Source organism: Segetibacter sp. 3557_3, from assembly GCF_004354985.1.
In the GTDB taxonomy this organism is placed as follows: domain Bacteria; phylum Bacteroidota; class Bacteroidia; order Chitinophagales; family Chitinophagaceae; genus Segetibacter.
This window is the reverse complement of sequence record NZ_SMSK01000021.1, coordinates 71,417-94,150: the sequence shown is the minus strand read 5'-3', so window position 1 is coordinate 94,150 and position 22,734 is coordinate 71,417. Positions and strand designations below refer to the sequence as shown.

13 protein-coding genes are annotated in these 22,734 nt (G+C 45.6%); 6 read left to right on the top strand and 7 right to left on the bottom strand.

All coding sequences use genetic code 11. The annotated features are described in order from the left end of the window. The 5 genes from EXU57_RS22200 to EXU57_RS22180 all read left to right on the top strand — a co-directional run. Positions 1-346, top strand: a 346-nt coding sequence (locus EXU57_RS22200; protein ID WP_133270461.1) for a T9SS type A sorting domain-containing protein, incomplete at its 5' end; no start/stop codon positions are given. Positions 347-472: 126 nt separating this feature from the next. Next, complete coding sequence (locus EXU57_RS22195; RefSeq protein WP_133270460.1) at positions 473-685, top strand: PID-CTERM protein-sorting domain-containing protein; 213 nt, start codon at positions 473-475, stop codon at positions 683-685. Positions 686-1,632: 947 nt separating this feature from the next. Further along, on the top strand, positions 1,633-4,683 hold the full coding sequence (locus EXU57_RS22190; RefSeq protein WP_133270459.1) for a SusC/RagA family TonB-linked outer membrane protein: 3,051 nt from the start codon (positions 1,633-1,635) through the stop codon (positions 4,681-4,683). A gap of 19 nt (positions 4,684-4,702) precedes the next feature. Beyond that, entirely contained in the window at positions 4,703-6,379 is a 1,677-nt protein-coding gene (locus tag EXU57_RS22185) for a RagB/SusD family nutrient uptake outer membrane protein (protein ID WP_133270458.1), read from the top strand. Positions 6,380-6,642: 263 nt separating this feature from the next. Beyond that, positions 6,643-8,439, top strand: a complete 1,797-nt coding sequence (locus EXU57_RS22180) for a hypothetical protein (RefSeq protein ID WP_133270457.1) — start codon at positions 6,643-6,645, stop codon at positions 8,437-8,439. 437 nt (positions 8,440-8,876) lie between these two features. Here EXU57_RS22180 and EXU57_RS22175 read toward each other — a convergent pair whose 3' ends face one another. The 3 genes from EXU57_RS22175 to EXU57_RS22165 form a co-directional block, all read right to left on the bottom strand. Beyond that, entirely contained in the window at positions 8,877-10,313 is a 1,437-nt protein-coding gene (locus tag EXU57_RS22175) for a SusD/RagB family nutrient-binding outer membrane lipoprotein (protein WP_133270456.1), read from the bottom strand. Positions 10,314-10,323: 10 nt separating this feature from the next. Then, positions 10,324-13,500 carry a SusC/RagA family TonB-linked outer membrane protein gene (locus EXU57_RS22170; RefSeq protein ID WP_133270455.1) on the bottom strand — a complete coding sequence of 1,059 codons (3,177 nt, stop codon included), beginning with the start codon at positions 13,498-13,500 and terminating at the stop codon, positions 10,324-10,326. Positions 13,501-14,275: 775 nt separating this feature from the next. Continuing rightward, on the bottom strand, positions 14,276-15,811 hold the full coding sequence (locus EXU57_RS22165) for a TlpA family protein disulfide reductase (RefSeq protein WP_133270454.1): 1,536 nt from the start codon (positions 15,809-15,811) through the stop codon (positions 14,276-14,278). Positions 15,812-16,952: 1,141 nt separating this feature from the next. Here EXU57_RS22165 and EXU57_RS22160 point away from each other — a divergent pair. After that, positions 16,953-18,350: a vanadium-dependent haloperoxidase gene (locus EXU57_RS22160; protein WP_133270453.1), complete on the top strand. Its 1,398-nt coding sequence runs from the start codon at positions 16,953-16,955 to the stop codon at positions 18,348-18,350. 25 nt (positions 18,351-18,375) lie between these two features. On the opposite strand, the gene EXU57_RS22155 is transcribed toward EXU57_RS22160, so the two are convergent. The 4 genes from EXU57_RS22155 to EXU57_RS22140 all read right to left on the bottom strand — a co-directional run bounded on the left by EXU57_RS22155 (position 18,376) and on the right by EXU57_RS22140 (position 22,653). Then, positions 18,376-18,885 (bottom strand): GNAT family N-acetyltransferase, encoded by a 510-nt coding sequence (locus EXU57_RS22155; protein WP_133270452.1) that lies wholly within the window; start codon positions 18,883-18,885, stop codon positions 18,376-18,378. Between the two features lie 44 nt (positions 18,886-18,929). Next, positions 18,930-19,436 carry a VOC family protein gene (locus EXU57_RS22150; RefSeq protein ID WP_133270451.1) on the bottom strand — a complete coding sequence of 169 codons (507 nt, stop codon included), beginning with the start codon at positions 19,434-19,436 and terminating at the stop codon, positions 18,930-18,932. Between the two features lie 168 nt (positions 19,437-19,604). Then, positions 19,605-20,177 (bottom strand): YceI family protein, encoded by a 573-nt coding sequence (locus EXU57_RS22145; RefSeq protein WP_133270450.1) that lies wholly within the window; start codon positions 20,175-20,177, stop codon positions 19,605-19,607. A gap of 880 nt (positions 20,178-21,057) precedes the next feature. Continuing rightward, positions 21,058-22,653 (bottom strand): alpha-N-arabinofuranosidase, encoded by a 1,596-nt coding sequence (locus EXU57_RS22140; RefSeq protein ID WP_133270449.1) that lies wholly within the window; start codon positions 22,651-22,653, stop codon positions 21,058-21,060. Positions 22,654-22,734: the final 81 nt, after the last annotated feature.

Genomic DNA, 22,734 nt, shown 5'->3' with positions numbered 1-22,734 from the left:
CCACTTCTACAGGGTGAAGACCATCCAGCTTAATGGCCAGGAAAGCTATAGCGGCATTGTAAAAGTAAATATGGCCAGTGCAGAAGGCGGATTAACCGTTTACCCTAACCCGGTACAAAACGGCACCATCAACCTCGTGTTTAAAGGAGAAGCTGCGGGAAGTTACACTGCGCAACTGGTAAGTAATAAAGGAGAGCTGCTCTCTACAACCCTGATCAAACACACAGGTGGCAACGCTGCTTTTGCCATCCGGGCACCGGGATCACTGGCAGCAGGTACCTACCGCCTGAATGTACAGGGTCCAGGAAAACAGTTGACAGCAATCAACGTCTTAATCGCGAAATAGCCGGCAAACGGCTGGTAGAACAATCATTTTGATCCACAGGGAGGGCAATGGCCCTTCCCTGTGGTTTTACTTAAAGCAGTTAACGAACAAACTTTTGATCAAATACAATCATCAAATCAATTTAGCATGAAAAAGTTTTTTGTTTCAATTCAGTGGGCGTTTTTCATTATTGTCGGGTTAAGCATCTTCCCCGCACCAGCACATGCCCAGGATCCCGGTGAAGACCCGGATGTTCCGTTAGACGGAGGATTGACCTTATTGATTGCGGCTGGTGTAGGCTATGGCGTAAAGAAGGCAGTCGACTACCGTAACGAGCAAAAAGAAACCAACCTGGATTGATCGTCTGGGAGAGCCGGGAGCAAAATTGTTAGCCGGTGAATATTGATACAAACAGCAGCACCAAGGAGCAAAAATGTGTGCCCTGATTCAGCTTTTTGGTCAAACAGCTTTGCTATGCACCATGTGCATTTTTACGATTACCTACTCCTGAAAGCCTGAACGACCCTGTTCAGGCTTTTTCATTTATCAAGTACCGTACCCTACCCGCTTGCAGTTGAAATTTGCTGCAGCTTATCCACCATGAGGTGTTCGAATGCTTTGCCCTGGAACCGGGTTATACAAGCGGGCTACTTCAACTTCATTCAGAAAATAAGAAGTAAATTATGGCGTTTCTTCGGGCCCCATTTACAGTAAGCAACAGGTAGTTGCCCCATCACTAAGCGATGTTGCTTTGGCCAAATAAGCACACCCTGTTTGTGCCGGGTCCCTATTTCACCCATGCACGGTAGCAATGGATTACGAAATCGTTTTCGTTAATAAAGTTTCATTACTGTTATTCCGTACGCAATAAAAGGCTCAATTTGGTACCATCATTTACCAACAACAAATCAACTCTTGCTTGCAAAATCCTACTCCGACCCGATACCCATTATCGATGCTACCCAAGTTCAAAAGCAAAAATGCAAGTTCCTTAGTTTATCCGTAGGTATTATCCTAAGCCTTATTATCAACCCTATTAACTCACTATAATCGCAGATAATGGCCTCCATACAACTGCAGCTTTTGGGCATACCCGGTATAAGCTCAGCGTCGAAAACTGCCGCTGCGCATTGCACAACCGTACAAGCGAGCGTGGCAACGATGACCAGATGAAAACCGATGTTGGTCCCCAAAAAAAATGCAATGGATGATAGCCTGATTATACAGGTAGGCACTTCACAGTAGCGGGGCTGATTCTCCAATACGCAGACAAGTTCAAGACGCTCTAAACAATAAAACACATGATCATGAAAAAACGATTAGCTACAGCCATCCGGTGGCAAAGCAACTTATGGATGCTGCTGCTTTTCCTGCTTGTAAACCTGGTTGCGGGAGCACAGGGAACACAAGATGTAAAAGGTACGGTGGCAGACAGTAAAGGTCAGCCTGCGATAGGTGTAACCATTGCTGTAAAAGGCGCAACCACAAAATCGGTAACCGACCAAAACGGAGCTTTTACGATTAAAGCTGCACCTTCAGCTACCCTCGTTTTGTCGGCGGTGAACTTTCAATCCAAAGAGGTGACCGTATCCGGCGACCAGCCACTAAGCATTGTGCTGAGTGAAAGGGTTTCGCAGTTAAATGAAGTGGTGGTGGTAGGTTATGGCAGAAGCAATCGCCGGAATTTATCCAGCGCGGTTACCAGCCTTAAGCCCGAAGACCTGAACCGCGGTGCCATTGCTGATGTAGGACAACTGTTACAAGGCAAGGTTGCAGGTGTTAATGTATCAGCAAGCGGCGATCCCAACCGGCCTGCTGCCGTTATCCTCAGAGGAGCGTCTACCATTAATAGCCCGCAGGGTCCGTTTTATGTAATTGATGGTGTTCCCGGTGCCGACATTGCAACCGTTGCCCCGGATGATATCGCCTCGATGGACGTTTTAAAAGATGCTTCGGCTACTGCGATCTATGGTAACAGGGCCGCTAATGGGGTTATCATGATCACCACAAAAAAAGGCCGCAAGGGCCAGGTGCAAACCAACTACAGCGGTTATGTTGGTATTGAAAAAGAAAGCAATCGCTTAGACCTGATGGATGCTGCACAGATACGTGCCTATCTTGCCGCAAACGGGTCCGCCTTTTCGCCGAACGATGATAAAAACGCCGACACCGACTGGCAAAGCGCCATTCAACGATCACAGGCGATTTCGCATAACCATAACTTATCTTTTACCGGAGGCACGGAACACAGCACGTACAGCGCAAGCATAAACTATTTCGACAAAGAAGGTATCCTGCTCAAGAGCCGGTTGAAAAGGATCATTGCACGGCTTAACATAGAGCAATATGCGTTGAACGACAAAGTTAAGTTTGGCCTTAATGTAGCCAACTCGAACAGCAATTCTAACTATGTACCGCTGCAGAATATCGTGCTGTTACAGGCTGCTAAACACTTGCCGGTTTCTCCCGTGTTGAACCCCGACGGCAGTTATTTTGAGAACCTGAACACTACCGGGTATTTTAATCCCTTAGCGATAACTAATAATGCGGAGGATGATACAAAATATAATTCGTTGATTGGAGCATTTACAACTGAAGTAAAGCTGCCTTTTAACCTAACCTATAATGCAAACGTAGCTTACCAAAAAACGTCTACCCTTCATGGTGAGTTTTACGGTAGTTACTATGGCCAGTACCCGACTTCCAACTTTTACAACAACCCCGACCCTGGTATCGGCATTGGACATACCCTTATCGGAAACCTGTTTGGCAGGAACGGTTCGGCTATCCGCAACACGTTTCAAAATACAACAACAACCCTTGAATCGTTCCTGACCTGGAACAAGAAGCTGGGCGAGCACACGATCAATGCCGTAGTTGGCTATTCCTGGCAGGACAATACAAACGGAGAAGGTTTTCAAACATCGAGCACAAACTTTCCAACCGATGCATTGGGGTACTCCAATCTAACCCTGGGTAACCCCTATGCGTTAACAAGCTACCGCGTAAACTTTGGTGAGGACCTTACTTACCAAAAGATCAGGTTGATCTCAGACTTCGCAAGATTAAACTACAATTACAAAGACAAGTATCTTTTACAGGCTTCCTTACGTCGCGACGGAAGTTCGGTGTTTGGATCAAATTACCAGTGGGGATATTTTCCTTCAGCAAGTATTGCGTGGAGGATAACTCAGGAAGACTTCATGGCAAATCAGAACATCTTCAGCGACCTGAAACTCAGGGCCAGCTATGGGGTTACAGGTAACTCAGGCGGTATTGGCGCTTACTCCAGCAAGCTGATCTATGGTATAGCCGGCACCTATTACAACAATGGTGTGCAGGAAAACGCTTACGGACCCATACAGGGTTCAAACCCCGACCTGCGTTGGGAGAAGATATCTACTACGAACCTCGGACTAGACTTCACCATCCTGAAAGGAAAACTAAGCGGATCTGTAGATTGGTACAACAAAGAAACAACGGATATGCTTTTTACTTACACCGTTTCTTCGGCACTGGTGCCTGGCGGGCGTATTATTGCGAATGGCGGAAGCATCAGCAATAAAGGGGTTGAATTGAGCTTAAATGCTACACCGGTTACCAATAAAGATTTCACCTGGACATCAAGCCTTAACCTGGCCCACAATAAAAACCGGATCACCAGTTTACAAGGTCCATACAGCAATAGCGATTCTATCCGGTACACCTCGCCTGAAGGTCCCGGACAAACAGGCGCAAGTTTACAATTGTTGAAAGTTGGTTACCCATTGGGTCAATTCTTTACCCTGCAGTACGCTGGTAAAGATGAAAACGGGATATCGCAGTTTTACAAAAAAGACGGCAGCAAAACCACGGGAAGCGGCAACCCGCTGATTGGCGCAGACTACTTCTACATGGGCGATGCACAACCAAAGCTGTTGGCAGGATGGAGCAATACTTTCCGCTACAAAAAACTTGATCTGAATGTATTTGCCAGGGCAGTTTTTGGAAATAAAATTTTCAATGCAACACGCGCAGACCTTGCCTTTGTATCAGCAGCAACAGCAAACAACCTGCTCGTGACTGCCGCAGACGATAACATAAAGGATACGAAGAATTCATTTTACTCCAACCGTTATATTGAAAATGGCGACTATGTACGCCTGGACAATGCTACCCTTGGCTACAACTTCAAGGAGCCAATTAAGTATGTCAACAACATACGCCTGTATGTTACCGGCAATAACATCTTCACCATTACAAAGTATACTGGGATCGATCCTGAGATCAACCAGGGTGGCGCAGCCCCGGGCATTGACTATAACAACTTTTACCCGAAAACACGCACGTTTATGTTTGGTGTGAATGTATCATTTTAAAGCAGTACAAAAAGAAGTTATGAAACAGATAATATCTAAATTAGGATCCCTCGTTGTTGCTGCGCTGGTACTTACTTCTTGCCACAAACTGGATGTAGAAGTAACAACAGAGCTTACTCCTGAAACTTATCCGAAAACAGAGGCACAATACAACTCCGTGATGGGTCCGGTTTACATTGCCTTACGAGGCGACTACCCCGTGGGTTACAACTTTCTTCAAAGCATGTCGTCTGATGAGTCGCTGCTGGCCATTTTCGGTGCCGACTGGATAGATGGTAACCGTTACCTCGAGTTGCACCGTCATACCTGGACCAAGGACCACCCTTCTGTAGGCGGCGGCTGGTCTGCTCTATCCAACATGATTGGTCTTTGCAATCAAACCATTTTTATCATCAATCAATCGCCTGAGGGCGCAACAAAAAACACGAGCCTGGCTGAGCTAAAAACCATGCGGGCATTTACGTATTTTCAAATGCTGGACCTGTTCGGAAATGTTCCTCTGGATACAAGCTATGGCAGTACCGAACTAAAAACAAATGCAACAAGAACACAGGTTTTTAGTTTCATTGAAAGTGAACTTAAGGCAGCAATGCCTTTTCTTAAAACAGCTACAGGTGCTGCTACCTATGGCAAGCCCACGAGGTACATGGCCCATGCGCTGTTGGCTAAACTGTACATTAACGCCGAAGTATATACAGGTTCGCCACGGTACAACGAATGTATCGCAGCTTGCGATAGCGTTATGAATGCCGGCAATGGCGCCCAGTATGTGCTCGAGCCGCGATCAAGCTATCTCCAGATGTTTTATCCAACAAATGGCCCGGCCACAAAAGAATTCATCTTCGCAATTCCATACGATCCCGCAACTTCCAACGGGTACATGTTTTACGCCCGTTACGATCTTAACCGGAACCTCGGTATTAAGTATCGCTACTCAGGCTCTACCCCCGGCGGCAATATAAACCCCATCATCAACGCCACAACCGGCAATGGGCTGATCAACAACAGGCCAAGTGGACCCCGCATGACAACGAATGAATTTTATGCGCATTTCAATGATCCTAACGATATCCGAAACCGGCAGTGGCTTGCCGGGTTGCAGTACTGGGACGACGGCAGCCCGATCATGGTAAGAACAACCAATCTTGGGTATAACCAGTTTTATACTGGAAATGATCCTGCGGGGGTATTCACCTACCACCTGAACCTGACACCACTTGCGCCATCAAGACTGGGTAATAATTCGTACGACCTTGGCAGGGATGAAATTGCCTGGAACACGGGTTACCGCAACATTAAGTTTTACCCCGATGCGAACTCCATCACCAGGAACCAGAATAACGATGTACCGGTTTTTCGATATTCAGATATCATCTTAATGAAAGCAGAAGCTATCTTCAGAGGGGGTACGCCAACTGGGGGGCATACCGCGCTATCACTGATCAATATGTTGCGGGCACAGCGCACAACAAGCCCGGCGCTAACCAGCTTAACGCTCGACGATATTTATGCGGAAAGAAGCCGTGAATTAGCATGGGAAAACTGGCATCGGAACGACATGATCCGGTTTGGAAAATTCGAAACCAGCTATGGACTGGGCAAGACGAATTCAGAAACTTATCGCCGGCTTTACCCAATACCAACCAATGCCATAACGGCTAATCCAAACCTGAAACAAAATCCGGGTTATCAATAACCGGGAGGTTGCATAAACAAAATATCAGGGCATCAAACCCTGATATTTTTGTTTGATCTAAGTTGTGAACTAAGCTATCGCTTTTGGCTATCGGCATTTGTTTTCATGGCATCATCGTTGCCCGTCCAAATGGCTCAGCCTGGCGGGCCCGTCCGAATGGCTCAGCCGGGCGGGCGTCGCATTCCGTTCATCCGCATACCTTTGGGCTCGATTACTTCAACACCATAGTTCCGCACTGATTGCATACTACCATACAGTTCCATATGAGTAAGATAACCCGCAGCACTTTTCTTAAACAATCCTTGAAAACCGGGGCCATTGTATGGCTAAGTCCTTCCCTGCTTACCAGGGCAGCTTCAACGAATTACTATCGGCCGGAAGCTGAGCTTATGCAGCGCCTGGTAGCTGCTAACGACGGCGTGGTTGAAAAACTATTGGCAACAAGTTTCGATAAAAGAGACTTCAACCGTAAGATCGGGTACGATGTTGCACTGCTTACCGCATCTTATTGCCATCAGCAATCGCGTTACTACCATGATGCCTCGTTACTTCTACCCATCGAGAAGTTGACCCAACACTTACTAAGCGCACAGGCCCCGGATGGAACCGTAAACGTTGGCAACCTCGAGTCGCCGCCCGACACCGCGTTCATCGTAGAGATTGTAACACCAGCAGCGTTTGTTTTGCAATCTGAAAATGGCAATGCCGTAAGACTGATCAGGGATAACCTTAAAGCTTTTCTTGTAAAAACAGGAGACGCCTTGACCGTTGGAGGTTTGCATACCCCAAATCATCGATGGGTAATTTGTGCAGCGTTGGCCCGTATCAATGCCCTGTACCCAAATAGGAGGTATGTTGCAAGAATAGAAGAATGGCTTGCAGAAGGGGTCTTCATCAACGCTGATGGCAACTATCCTGAACGAAGCCGGATATATTCCTATGTAGAGAATACGGCATTTCTTTCAATTGGCAGGTTGTTGAATAAACCCCACTTGTATGCACCTGTGAGAAAAAATCTCGCTGCCACCTGGTACTACATGGAACCAAATGGCGAACTGGTTGCAAACGACTCCAGGAGGCAGGATCAATATGTGTGGAAACAACAGGACCCGAACAGTCCGTTAACCATCTTAAGTTATTACCTGCTCTACCGGTACATGGCCATCAATGATAAGAGCAGCACTTTTGCCGGCATTGCAAAAACAATAGAGCAGGTTAAGGGTTTCGACGAGCGGGTTTTAAACCGGGCACTCATTCACTTTATGGAAGAGCCCATGTTACAAAAAGAACTCCCGGCCGCGGCAGCCCCGGAAACCAATTTTGAAAAGCTGTTTACCCAATCTCATCTATTGCGCATAAGGCGTAATGACAGAACAACAACCCTGTTCGGCGGTACCGACCAACCCGTAATGATTGCTTCGGGTCGTTCGAGCAGCCCCGATTTTTTTGGCTTCCGGAAAGGCGAGGCCCTACTAAAATACATGCGCCTGTCGACGAGTTTTTTTAGCACAGGATATTTTTACAGTGATGGCCTAAAGAAGGTAGGGAACACCTGGGTGCTACAAAAGAAATTAAGTGTGCCTTACTATCAACCCATACCCAAACAACTCAGGAAGGTTGACGGTGACTATACCTTATCCGAAAGCATAGATGGTCGTTTTTGGAACAAAATGGATTTTAAGAACCGGCCTGTCAGCAATGTGAAAGTACTGGACACCACGATTTTTTTGACGGAAACAAATGGCAGTAATGAGCTGCACTTTGAAGTAAAAGGGCAAGCCGAAGTGCGCATAACCATCGAGCTTTGTTTTAAAGAAGGCGGTAAACTTACCGGGGTAGCTGAAGGCGAAAATGGGAACAATTTTCTGGAAGAAGGCATGGGCACGTATCAACTTGGCCAGGATGCCATCACGTTTGGTCCCGGTGCAAATAACCATAAGGCGATCACCAACTTAGGTGGTGAGCGATACAGTACACACTTTGGCAATCTACAAACAGAAGGTATGCGTGTTTATATAACAGGAGTTACCCCTTTTAAACACAAACTTGTATTTAGTTGAGCGGAGAGGGACTAATGAAGTATGAATGATGAATTATGAATGAGGAATGATGAACTATGAATGATGAATCAATGTCGTTTACTTAAGAGAAATCATTGGTGACCAGCTGTGGCAATTCTATTTGCCATCGTTGCCCGCCCGGATGAACCGGTTCGGACGGGGTGTCACTCCCTTGTACCGCATCGCTTTATTCACCAATTTCTGCCACTCACCTTAAGTAAACGACATTGAACTAGGAATAATGAATGATGAAGTATGAACTATGAAGTAGAAATGGTGAAGTATTACCGATGAAAGTTGGGTTGCTAAAGCAAAGAAGAGTACCGCTATATGCGGGGCTAACCGAGAATTCATTGCGATACCTTCCTTCTACTTGAGCGTTTTTACTTTTGAATTTTGACTTTTGACTTTGCCTTTTAACTTTTGCCTTTTGATCTCTACTTCACGTCGAACCACAGCCTGGTTGTAAGTAAATCCGGTCCCTGGTTGGCTACAGCCTTTTTATAATTATCTCCATTCAACGACTGTTCCGTTCCGGGATAAATGAACCGCGAGGGAAGCTGGCCGTTAAGAACGGTGTTGGGCGAAGCAACTAGCTCGGGGTAATCCTGTCTTCTTCTTTCCGCAAAGGCTTCAAGTCCCTGGCCGAAAAGCGCAATCCACTTTTGTTCACCGATTGATTTTCTAAAGTTGGTGTTGTTGTACTGCACACCGCCTTGCGCCAGGTAAGCTGTTGCTGCAGCATCGGAGATATTGTATTGTTTAAAGGATGCCCTTATCGCCTGCTGGTAAAGATCTGCTGCATTCTGAGCGGTAAATCCACGTGCAGCAGCTTCGGCCTGATTGAATAACAATTCAGCATAACTGAAGATGACTGCAGGTGCCTGCGGTGAAAGAAAGTAGGCGCCCGGTTTGGAAGTTCTTGCAAACCCCAGATTACTGGCTTCGGAAGTTGTTGACCCATTTGGCACCCCGATATATTCCTGCGGTGTAGCTGTTTGGGTTTTACTTGCATAAACGGGTAAACGCGGATCGTTGAGCTGAAAAAGTTTATCCACCATCGTTTTGCTGATCCGGTAATCATCCCTTGTTTCAAAGGAGGCGCTGACCGGATTTTGCTGCGGCGAACTCAGGTAAACCAATTGTGCATTATCCAAATTGTCGCTGATATAAGGATCGCCTTCTGCAGTAATTTCTGCAATCACCTGCTTTGATTTTTCTGCCTCGCGATCTGCGATACGCAATGCTATGCGAATCCTTAATGAATTTGCAAGTTTCTTCCAGCGAGCAATATTGCCGCTGTAAATGATGTCGCCCGCTATGGCTTTGCCAGCAGGGTCCAACGTGGCCTTTGCAGTTTTGAGGTCATCAAGCAAGCCAAAGTAAACGTCTTTCTGAGGGTCGAAAGCGGGTGTGATATATTGGTTGATTGAGCCCGCCTGCTTGTATGGAATATCACCGTAAGCATCGGTAAGCAACAGGAAAACCCATGAGCGAAGAATAAGCGCGACACCTTTGTAATTGTTGTTGTTGAGCGACGTGCCCAGTTCCATGATCTTGTTGAAGCTCGTAATGCTTTGAGAATAGCCCGTGTTCCAAAGCGTGGTGAAGCTACTGTTGGAATACACGAACCGATCCTCTTCGGTGTACTGAATCTTGGCCCAGTGCTGAACAAACAGTAAGCTTGAATTCATATTGTTTGCAGTTCCCCAGTAAGCATCGGCAGTGGCTTTTATTGCGCCGGTAAGCAGGTAATCGGGTTGTGCATTTTCAGTTGCATTTGGGTTGATATTCGCCTTATCAAGTTCTTTACTGCACGAAAAGCTTGTGAGCAAAACGGCTATAACCATTGTATAAATAAGTGTTCTTTTCATCACGTTTGTGTTAGAATTTGATGTTGATGTTAAATCCGTAACTGCGGGTACTTGGGTTAGAAAGACTTTCGAGGCCCTGGCCGTTGCCGGTATTAAAGGCCACTTCAGGGTCGATATGCGGTACGTTTTTATGCAGGATGGCAAGGTTACGTCCTGTGAGTGCGATGGAAGCACCTTCGAGCTTTAGCACGCGGATTATCTTAGCTGGTATGTTGTAACTCAGTTTAACTTCACGCAGCTTAACATAAGAGGCATCAAAAATATTTGCTTCATCTATGGTGCGGAAAGATTTATAGTATTGCTGTGCAGGTAAAATCCTGGTGTTTTGTTTTCCATCGGTAGTTACCCCGTTGAAGATGATACCATCATCGTAAACGATCTCGCCCGCGGGTGTGCTTGCTCCCGACGCGAGTTGCACGGTTCCATTCGCCTTAACATTTCCGGGGTAGTAGTAATTCAATCCGCCGTTTTCAGTTCCCCTGCCGGGCAAGGTAGAAGAAAGCACTCCCGTATAGGTTCCGGTTGCATAGGTGCCATTGTAAATAGATCCGCCAAAACTTGCATCTACCAGCACCGATAAACTGATGCTTTTATAGCTAACTGAATTGGTTATGCCACCGATCCAGTCTGGGGTGTACTTGCCAAGCACTTTTTTATTTGGGTCTATCTGCGGCGCTCCGGTAGCATTTACGATAATGTTTCCGTCGGCATCCCTGAGGAATGCGTTGCCGAACAGGGTGCCATATGGCTGCCCTACGGAAGCAATTACCTGGGCCGAGGTTGTTGCAATTACATAGTTCCGTAGGAGCCCGGCTTTATCCAGTTCCAGCACTCTGCTGCGGTTGAGTGCATAGTTGACATCTACATCCCAGGTGAACTTGTTTTTAACCGGGGTTATACCCAACTGCACTTCGAAACCTTTGTTGTTGATTTTACCTGCATTCAGCAGTTTTGACCGGAAGCCTGTTGTCGGACTTACATCAACACTAAGTATTTGATCGAAACTGTTGGTATTATAAAAGCTCAGGTCAAAACGCAACAGCCTGTTGAACAAAACACCTTCCGCACCAAATTCGGTTGAGTTCGTTGTTTCCGGTCTAAGATCGGGGTTGAGGTCGGTAGCCGACGGAGCGAGCTGCGGGTTGGAACCATATGGCGCACCAAAGGTATACGTGTTAACCGATTGATAGGGTTCAGCATCCTTACCTACTTTGGACCATCCGCCGCGGATCTTCGCATAATTTAAAATATTGCTTTTAATGTCGAAAGCTTCTGTTAGTACAAAGCTTCCATTGAAAGAGGGATAGAAATATGACCTGTTCTGTGCAGCAAGCGTGGACGACCAGTCGTTGCGTGCGGTGATATTTGCGAACAGGTAGTTCCGGTAACCCAACTGCACCGAACTAAACAGGCTATACGATTTAAGCCGGCTGAATGTGTTAGAAGAAATCAACGGGTCACGGGAGTTTGTTAATGCATATAAGCCGGCAACAGCAAGTCGCGGAGCACTTTGTTCGTTTTGCTCGAAGATGCGGGATCTTGCATTTGCTCCCGCCAGGGCCTCGATGCTGAAATCAGGGCCAAGCTTTTTGCTGAAGTTTAATGTACCCTCGGTATTTGTTTCACTAAACGTAAAACCGTCTTCTTTATATGAGCCAAACGGCGATCCATTGGTACCATAGGCAACTTTGATTTTATGCCGCTGGTTATAGTAGTCGGTACCAGTACGGAAATCAAAGTTTAGTCCATCAAGGATTTTGTAATTAAGTCCTATGCTTCCGATCAGACGGCTGCGTTTTTGTTCTACCGTGTTTTCATATGCGACCCAATAAGGGTTGCTGTAATAACTGTTGTTCCAGTTGAAAGGGTTACCATTTTCGTCGCGGTAGTTTTTCAACTGGTTGATGTCAACCTGTCTTCCAAACCAGGTAAACTGAAGCATTGTACTTGTTGACCTTGTACCACCTGTACCGGGCAGGTTATCCGCGCCAAGTTTAGTGTAGTTGGCGTTTGCGGTAACACTAAGTTTTGGTGTTACCCTCAGGGTGGTATTGAGTGCAAATGAATGTTTGCCCTGCTCAGCATTAGGCACAACTCCTGCTTGCTTCAGGTTGTTGTAGGAAAGCCGGTAATCGAATTTGTCGCTCGCGTCAGCAATGGCTATCCCGTTATTTGCTACATACCCCGTCCTGAAGAAATCACGGACGTTGTTTGGGTGCGGAACAAAGGGTGCTGGCTGGCCTTTTGAGAAAAATTGTGGTATCAGCCGGCCATCCATTCTGGGTCCCCAGCTTTCATCGACACCATCGTTAATACCACCGCCACGACCATCAACGTAGCTGAACTTACCGTCGGATCCCTGCCCGAAAGTATTCTGGTACGATGGCAATGTCAGGATGCTTTCGAACACCAGTCCTGACGTTATGGTTACACCAATCCCTCTTTTTGTGGCACCGGTTTTAGTTTTAATCAGTATTACCCCGGCAGCCGCGCGTGAGCCGTATAAGGCTGCAGCATTAGGACCTTTGAGCACACTAATGCTTTCGATATCATCCGGGTTAATATCAGAAATCGTATTCGCAAAATCACGGGCACCACCTGCACTAAATTGCGAATTATCAACCGGTATCCCATTGATCACAAACAGCGGCTGGTTGTTTCCGGAAATAGAGGTTTCACCCCTGATCACAATCCTGGAGGATCCCATATCCCCCTGGCTGTTGGTTATTCTTACACCGGCGACTTTGCCGGCAAGTGCATTCACAAGATTGGTTTCTTTTGCTTCGGCGATGTCGCGCGATTTAAGTTCCTGCACCGCATAACCCAACGACTTTTTCTGCCTTGAGATTCCAAGAGCAGTTACCACCACCTCGTTTAAGGCGTTACTGGATGGCTGCAATGATATTGCTACGTCAACCCCGTTTTTATTTACTGTTCTCTTTTGGGATTGATACCCGACATATGAAAATACCAAGACACTGTTTTCATTGGCACTGAGTGCAAAGTTTCCGCTGCTGTCGGTTGTGGTGGTGAGTTCCTGGTTTTCGATGTTTACCGTTACGCCTGACAGCGGTTCTGAAGTTTGTGCAGAGCGAACGGAACCCTTTACCCTAACCTGTTGGGCATATAGAACCTGGATGGAAAGCAGCGCGAACAACGCTGTAAATAATTGTACTTTTTTTGACATCGTTAACCTTTAAACGGATAGGAGAAAATTTAAGAACAAGAGAAATCATTAGCCATGCAAATTGAACTGCCCTACAGGCTTTGTCGATACCCGACCTGTGCAGTTCACGAAGAGTATGGTAAAGCGTGATTGAACCCATAACCTAAGGGCATTGGGCACAATCTGGTGAACACAATAGCCGCGATTATTACGACCCTTGCGCCCAAACATAGTGGCGTGCAATAGTTAGAGATCCTGGCAGGGAATGCTGGTACGGTACCTTGTTTATCCTTTCAACATCAAATGGAGCAAATGCGTCGCATGTAGCATGGTGGTGAGGTCATTTCGGCAATGCCGGCCTGGTACTGGAATGCTTATTTCAATTTTCATAATTCAACCTTAAAGTCTACTGTTCTGGTAGACAAAGGTAGAGCTATATTTATAATTACAAAATATATTCTGGACTTTTCACGGGTTATCCCAGTACCTGTTCCGGGAATAATCGAGGGTGATGGCCGTACCGTTCAAAGGAGAACACAATAGATTGATAATGTACCCAAAACCGTAGATAGATCGTTTTACTATAACGCATTGGTACAGTTACTGCGATCGCAATAGTTCAGTGTGACCGGACAATAGGTATTGGCGATTGCATTAATCATGCGTTTGCTTAGAAAATTATCCATACAGCCAAGCAATAAGACATAAACAAACAACGGGGATGGCTGATGCGCAGCGCGGTTTATCGCCTTAACTTGCCTGGGCTATAACCTGCCGTAACCAGACGTAAGCCGGACTATTTTGCAATTAATTGTTTGATTGTATTTATCAGCGCATTGTAGTCGCTTGGACGTGGTAGATTTTCGTGAAGGATTTCGCCGTGGCTGTTAACAAGTAGGTATCGCGGAACCGTTATATCCTGCCCGTGGTACACGTTGGATTTGAGATCCCGGATCATAGCCTCTGAGGCGATATAGTGCGAACCGGCCAGTTGCTTGCCATAGGCTATCTTTTTCCACTTCTCTCGTGCTTCTTCCCGGTCAACCGACAGGTACAACGTTTTAATGTTATTCGTTTGAAGGAACCGTTGTATCGAATGCTTAAAGGAAAAGTCGTAAATACATGGTGCGCACCAGGTAGCCCACATATCAACAAAGATGATTTCGGTTTTGAAATTGTCTTTTATAAGTTCGGGCAAACTGCCGTAAGCTTTGTCATTAATAAAAGTTAGTGTTTGTTTTACAGCAGGTCGTAACGCTAGTTCCCCAGCAGCCTGGCCGACCCGTTCAGCAAGAAAAGGGCGAAATTTAGAAGCAGGAAAGTATTTGTTGAACAACCTGAACTTATGCACCAAAACACTATGGTCGGCTTCCGTAGATGCTGCCCAATATATTTCGGATTTCAAACTTCCTTCAAGAAACTTACCCGACAGGTACCCATAGTGTTCAATATCTTTTAATCCTTTAAAATCATCTTTATAGGCCGTCTGTGTGATCAACTTACCATTGTTGATATCGCGGGAGTACTGCGAGGGATATTGTAAGCCAAGAAAGGAATGATAAATTAATGGATTTAGGGGATCAATAAGCTGGTAAAGAAATAATTTAAGGCTGTCATAATTTTCAACGGTGTAAAAGTCCTTATCTACTTTGGCCGCATCAATGTAAGTGCTGAATACGCTGTTTTTAGCGACATCTTTTAATTTAAAAGATATCATCGCGTTGAATAGGGTGATCACCTGTGCAGCATAAACACTGCTGATGTCGGCAGCCAAAACATTATAAAGGCTTGGGTCTATTTGTTTATTCCTGCGCAGATTGCCAAATGGTTGGAGGAGTACGTTGAGGTTAGCGTCTACGTTTTTATAAAAACCCGGGAGTTTTTTTCCTGAACCAGTAAATAGTTGGTTCACCAGGTATTTCTGAAAATCTGAACGTACCGGTGAAAGTACATACTCCCTGTATGCCGGCGCATTTCGCCCCTCAAAACTAACATCGTTAAACACGTACTTTCCCGAAACCGGGTCAGGCCTGAAGGAAGCAATGAAATTAATTGTATCACTTTTATTAACGAATACCTTAATTGTTTGTCCCGGTAACTTAATATTAAAAAAACCAGCTGTTCCAATCTTTGCATGGATCGTAAAGGATGAATCCTTATCGAAAGGAACACGTTTATCCCTAAAATAGAGGTCCTCGAAGCCATCGATCGGTTCATTGTAATAGATATAACCTTTGTAAGGATTGTTCACCATCTTGCCCCTGATGACAACGTTAGCAATAGCAACATATGCCATGGATAACAGTAGAGACAGGAGTTGTAATGCTTTCATCGTGGGCCACAATATTGTACAATTTACTGTCAAAAGATTTAATTCAGTAAAATCACACCCTCCCACCCGAAATTAGATTACTAAACAGGCGCTCATTGGGCCGTCGATCTAATATGATCGGGTTGGCCAGGATAAACTGTTTTATGTTGGTTAGGGTGCGCGTTTACCCGGTTTGGTGTATCTATTAAGCTCACTAACTTTAACGACAACCCGAAGCAACCTTAGGCTTTTAAAAAGCATTTTTTCTCATTGAAAAACTTACGCTCACACCAGCCCGGAAGGCTCAGCCCCGGGCATTGCCAATTTGAACCAGTAGAAATTTCTTGAAAAGGGAACCCTTTAATAACATTTTCCATGTTCCAATTAAAGCTAACTTGATGCAACAAACAAACATGACCATGCCTGAGAGTGTCTTCTTTTTTATGATTGGATATGCGGTTATTAGCCTTGTGATTTTATACCTGATTATTCATTGGGCAGTTAATGCTTCAACTGCCAGCAGACATGCAAAAATTTAAACCAATCTGTTAAGCAGGATCGCCGAACGAAGCGGGGTAAGCCAGGAGGATATTGAAGCGTGCTACGACTCGAGAACATAGTACCTGCTACCTGTTGCAACCATTTGTGTGCTAATATAAACGCAACAAAGCAACCGCGTTTGGTGTTGTTGCAACCCCGGTGTGTACGAAACACCAGGGGTTTGGTCGGGCTAAAAAATTAATTTAAGCATTTGCATCTTGTGATTGTTTTTATAATTTTATACCAGCAATTATCTACTCCTATTTTTTGAATTGTTCATTGTAGATGGCCTATATCCCGTATCGGCTTTGATAAACATCAACATGAATCAGCAAGCTTTAAATTTAAGGCACAGACAAAACTTTAATGCGGTTAGCTGACATTTTCTTTTGGATTCAATAATGCTACAGTGGTCTGCTCATCTTCAGGTTATTGCAAACTATCCCTGGTAAAGCATAACGCACCGTGAACCAATATCATGGGTCTGACCTTTAAGCCATATGACCTTCAACCTAATGCTGGTTAAGGTAATCCTTAATAATCCGTAATTGACGTTAACCTTAATTATACCTTATTCAATCCCCCACCTTTACGCTTCCCTCTCACCCTTAAACTCTTCATTATGAAACTGCTTATCAAACAAAGTTCTGCTTTACAGCTGCTGGCGGTTTTACTATTCATCAATGTGCCGTTCAGCTGCAAAAAGGCCGACTTCCTTTCCACGCCATCTAATCAACTGCTGGAGCAATCATCCCGGTCTCACCGTCCTTCTCCAAAAGAAAGTTCGGAGCGGGCGGATGTTGTTTATGAATGGTATAAGTTCATGACCAACCTTCAATTGAGCGCATCACCCCAACCCAATGTATTTGCACAAAACAGGGCGTTCGCATACATTGGTATCGGGTTGTTCGAGTCCGTACAGCCTGGTATTAAGGGGGGTTCCAGTTTTAGTCCGAAGCTTTACGAAATGCCCAAAATGCCAAAACCCGATATGTCGAAAGATTACCTGTGGAGTGCGTCGGCAAATGCGGCCCTGGCCAGTATGTTTAAATTGTTCTTGTCGAGCCTGACACCCGCTAATGCAGCTACCATAGATGCAAAAGAGGCCGAAATCTATAACCAATTGAAACAAACCACCTCTGAAGATGTTCTAAGGCGTTCCGAAGCTTTTGGCCGTTCTATTGCTACGGCGATTTTCAACTGGTCTACTTCCGACAATTTCAATATTAGCAGTGTAGGATACACACCAGTAAATGAGCCCTGGGCCTGGGTGCCTACCCCACCGAATTATCCCACACCGGTTGGCTATAACTTACAATTTTCAAGACCCTTGCTCAAATACAGTCTTCATGCTACCGCACCCCCGATACCAGTGCCGTATTCAACTGACCCTGCATCGGCATTTTACAAAGCAGCATATGAAGTTTATGATCTTGGAGGCGCTACAACAGCCACTCCCGCAGATAAAGCAACTGCCAACTGGTGGGCCGACGCCGGTGGAACCAACACAGGAGTGCCGGCACCTTACCATCTGCTTTCAATTATTACCGGGGTTTTGGAGAGCCAACAGGCAGGTCTGTGGAAAGCTGCTGAAGTTTACGCCAAAGCAGGGATCGCACAAAAGGATGGGCCAATAATTACGTTCCGAGCAAAATACCAATACAATTTGCTGCGGCCGATCACTTATATACAACAACACATCGATCCAACCTGGCTTTCACATTTGCTTACTCCACCTTACCCGGATTATACCTCGGGCCTGGTAGCCCTATACGGTCCCGTGATCGAGGTGTTGATAAATGAGTTCGGCGACATTCCTGTGATTGACAATACCTATGCGTGGAGAGGACTACCTGCACGTCACTTTAGCTCCCTTAGCGCTTTGCGGGAAGAAGCTGCCGTTTCAAGAGTATATGCAGGTATTCATTTTCGGTTCACCCAGGAATTGTCCATCACCATGGGTGCTAAGCTGGGCGATGAAATCGACAAGATCCGGGTAGTCGGACCTGAGTATCAATAGCAACTATTTTATAAGCGAAATCTTTTTATAACATAAGGGTGTTTGCTTTCGAGGTGGGGTTATCATTACAGGAAAGCAAACACCCTTGTTTATTTTGTAATCTCCTTGTGCTCCATACATCCATTGTCATTTCAAACTTGATTTCACCCTTGCCATGTACACCAACTGCTGTCCAACCTAAACCCCGGTAGAACAACTCCGCCCTGGTGTTGGGTGCTGTACCAAGCCAGATCTTCTCCGATGTCTGATGGAAGTACCAGTCGAGCATCGTGTCGTGTAAAAGTTGTCCGATGCCCTGCCCTTCGTATCGGGGATGAATAAACAAGGCCCAGATGTTTTTGCCTGCCAGGTCAACGATGGCAAAACCTGCAATTTCCCCATTGATTTCGTATACCCAACCCTTTCCTCTTTTTGTAAGATATAGCCCGCAATCCTCGTCACTCACCAAAGCAGGATCAGACAAGGTGTTTTCCGTTACTGAATTTCGTACCCGTTGAATTCCCGGTATGTCATCAATCGTCGCATCTCTTAACATAGGCCCCTGTCCCTTTGAGCGTGATGGTTTCTGAATTGCTGCAATCAGGCATTGTCATCCTCGTCAGCTTGCCGAAGTAAGTCCCCGAGGTCAAGCGGATCTACAAACATCTCCAGGCTGCCATCGGCTTTCCACGACCATGCTTCCCTTGGCTTGTCCCAGTATAATTCAACCCCGTTATTATCCGGGTCGCGTATATACAAGGCTTCAGACACGCCATGGTCGGAAGAACCAATGTTTGGATAGTTTGCTTGCAGGAGCCTCTTATAAATATTTGCAAGGTCCTTTCTCGTCGGATAAAGCACGGCTGTATGGTAAAGTCCTACTCCATCACGCGGAGCAGGAGGAGCGTTTTTGCTGTGCCAGGTATTCAAGCCAATATGGTGATGGTATTTGCCGGCTGATATAAAGGCAGCATTGTCGTGGTACATCGCCATCAATTCGAAACCCAGGAGGTCACAATAAAATGCGAGGGAACGCTTGAGGTCTGCCACCTTTAAGTGAACATGCCCTATTCTTGTTTGTGCCGGTATGCTATATGGTGTACTCATGATCAGATTTTAAGTATACTAATTTAACAACCTGTCGTCAAAAGCTGGTTAATATTTCAAGGTGAATTACTATTACCACGACGTAATTAACGAATAAGCCCTGGTATGCTTCCTATCCAAAATCCCGTTCTATGGAAATCATACACCAACAATTTTCTGCTGATCACGTTATTGTACAAACTCGCCGTCTGCTTTAATGCGCACTTCGTCGCTGACCTTAGCTGCAGGAAATTTATCACCGATCCCAAATTCAGAACGTTTGATTGTACCGGTAAGCTGAAAACCCGCTGTTTGCTTTTTGCTCATTGGATTTTCAACGGTGCCTTTATACACCAGGTTCATAATTATGGGCTTTACCACACCATGAAGGGTTAAGTTGCCGGAAAGCTTGTATTGGTCTTTGCCTGTTGAAGTGATACCGGTGCTTTTGAAAGTTAAAGCCGGGTATTTTTCCACATCAAAGAAGTCGGCACTTTTCAGGTGATTATCCCTCATTTCCACCCTTGTGTCGATTGAGTTGGTTTTGGCGATCAATTCGACAGCTGCGTCACTAAAGTCGGGCTTCGTTGATTTAATGGTTACATCAAAATCATTGATTGTACCCGATACATCCGCAATACCGAGGTGAGTTACCGTAAACCCAAGTTGCGAGTGAGGATCATCATTTGTCCAGGTACCGTTGATGGTTGTAAAAGCGGTAAGCGTAAGGAAAGCTGCTGCAACAAGAACTAATTTTTTCATGATTGTGTTTTTAAGTAACAACATCGTTGTTGTTTTATAAGGCAAAGCTAGCTTCAAAGGGAGCCTGCGTCCATTGACAAGGGGTAAGAAAAAGCATTGATTTGTATCAAGGCTTTTGCTTATTGTTGTTGTTAACAGGTCCATTATCCTATGGGCAGCATATCGCCCGGCTTTGAAAGTTTCAGTTACAATCAACAAGAGAAGCATGTTGCACTTAACGGCTTTTGGAACTACCTGGTATAACTTTTCTAAAAGGGGTACAGTGCCCCGAATTGTTTCGTGATCATCACTAAGGCTGCCTGCAAACCATATTGTATTTTTTTAGGGACAAACATCCGTGCATTGGGCAGCTTTGGTTGCCCGCCCGGATGTACCCTGTTCGGACGCCCGCCCGGATGAACCGGTTCGGACGGGGGTGTCGCTCACTTATATTGCATAACAATAAGCAGCATAAAGCTCCACCACGAAGGTGGCTTACACAGTGCTTAGCTTCGTATGTATGACCAATGCTGATGGCCAGGATAAAGTAAATGTCCATGCCATTCTCAGCAGGAGGGATTACAGCATCAAACGATAAGGTAGCAATGCAAATAGCTGGCTACAGATGACCAGCTTTTCGATTTGAATTTACAAGTGCTAAATGGAAAATTGCAGTGCTACCTGCTCCATGGTGAATGCTAAGTACACAGCATAACCAGAGCACTGGGCGCGATATGGCTCATGGATATTTTCCGAAGAGCGGTCATGTACCTCATGAAGCAGGCATCAGATGACCGCCGGTGCAATAGGGAGTTAACACGGAAAGTTAAGCCACGGAAATCCCTGATTAAAAATTGCCCACACCAAACCCGATGCGTCGCCTTTGCAACCGTAACGGGTGTTATCTTGAGAGTTTACCCCGGATCATGGTAAAGGAATGCGGGGGGAATGAATAGGTGATCTTATTACCAGTAGCCGTAATTGGCGCTTTTTCGGTGGTTTTTACCTGCTCTTTATTGAAATCATTTTGCGCCTTTATACCCGGCCCGTTTACTTCCTGCACGCTAAACGCTCCGCTGAAGGTGCCGGTTTGAGAAAGTATATCTGTTGTAATTGCCTCGTCTTTGTGACGGTTTACGACATTAAGTACGAGTTCACCATTCGAATAAGTTGCCGAGACATCCAGGTAAGGAACGTTCTTCTGCTGGGTAGTAGTTTCACTCAACCCAAGGAAAAACTTGTCTGTATTGTACGTTTTACAGTCAACAAAAACATCCAGTGCAGTTCCGAATACATTATTTGCAAACAACTGTAAGGGAAAATAAATTGTCTGGCGGAACATCTCTTTATCGTTAGTGAAAATCGGCGCAATAACGTTTACCAACTGGGCCATATTAGCCATCTTAACCACATCTGCGTTCCTGATGAACGCATTTAGAAAGCCCGAAATTACAAGAGCATCTTCCAGGTTGTACCTTTCCTCCAAAGCATTTCTGCCGGTTGCAGCAGCACCCCGCCTTGCCCGGTACCAAACATTATATTCATCCCAGGCAATATAGATAGGGTCGCGGTTCGGCCTGTTTGCGTTCTGCATTACCACGTCTATCATACCTTTCACCAGCTTTGTTCTTTGCTCAAGCACCAACGGGGTGGAAACAAAATTATAATAGTTGCTGTCGGGATTTCCTACATAAATGTGTAGGGCAATGTAGTCTATAACATCCTTAAGTTCACGTAAGATGGTCTGGTTCCAATGATCAGGATCTGCGCCTTCGCGATAGTTTGAGGAACCCGCTGCAATCAGCTTTATTTCAGGCGAGGTGCGGGTCATCAGCTTTGCTGCTTCACGCGCCTTTTTGGTATAATCCTCAGCATTCATATGACCCATCTGCCATGGGCCATCCATTTCGTTACCAAGGCTCCAATATTTAATTTTGTGCGGATCGGGATAGCCGTGTTTCTTACGAAGTTCAGCATAGTAAGGGCCTTCTTTCACGTTGCAGTATTCCACCCAACGGCGTGCCTCTTCAATGGTACCTGTACCCATGTTCACCGAGAAGTAAGGTTCAAAACCCGCCTGGTGCGCATACTCGACGAATTCATTAGTTCCAAACTGGTTGCTCTCCAGCGTGTACCAGGCAAGTTCCAGTCGAGGGATACGATCAGCTTTAGGTCCTACCCCATCGAGCCAGTTGTAGTTTGAAACAAAATTCCCACCGGGATATCTTACGATCGTAGGCTTAAGGCCCTTGACAGCAGACATCACATCCCTGCGAAAGCCGCTATTATTCGACAATTTAGATCCCGGATCATATATGCCGCCATAAACACAGCGCCCGAGGTGTTCAACAAAATTTCCATAGATGTTTTTATCAACCTCACCTATTGTTCGGTCGAGGTCAATTTTTATCCTGGCATTTTGGGCCGTTACCGTTAAAGCAAGCCCTATGTGAAGGGAAACCGTAAGAAGTGCACCTCTGACTATAGCTAAAGGCATGGAAACAATTGTTAAAGATTATACGAAGATTATTGGAGTCGGAGAGCCTACATGGCCCTACCAGGAAAACAGGTGCATAAG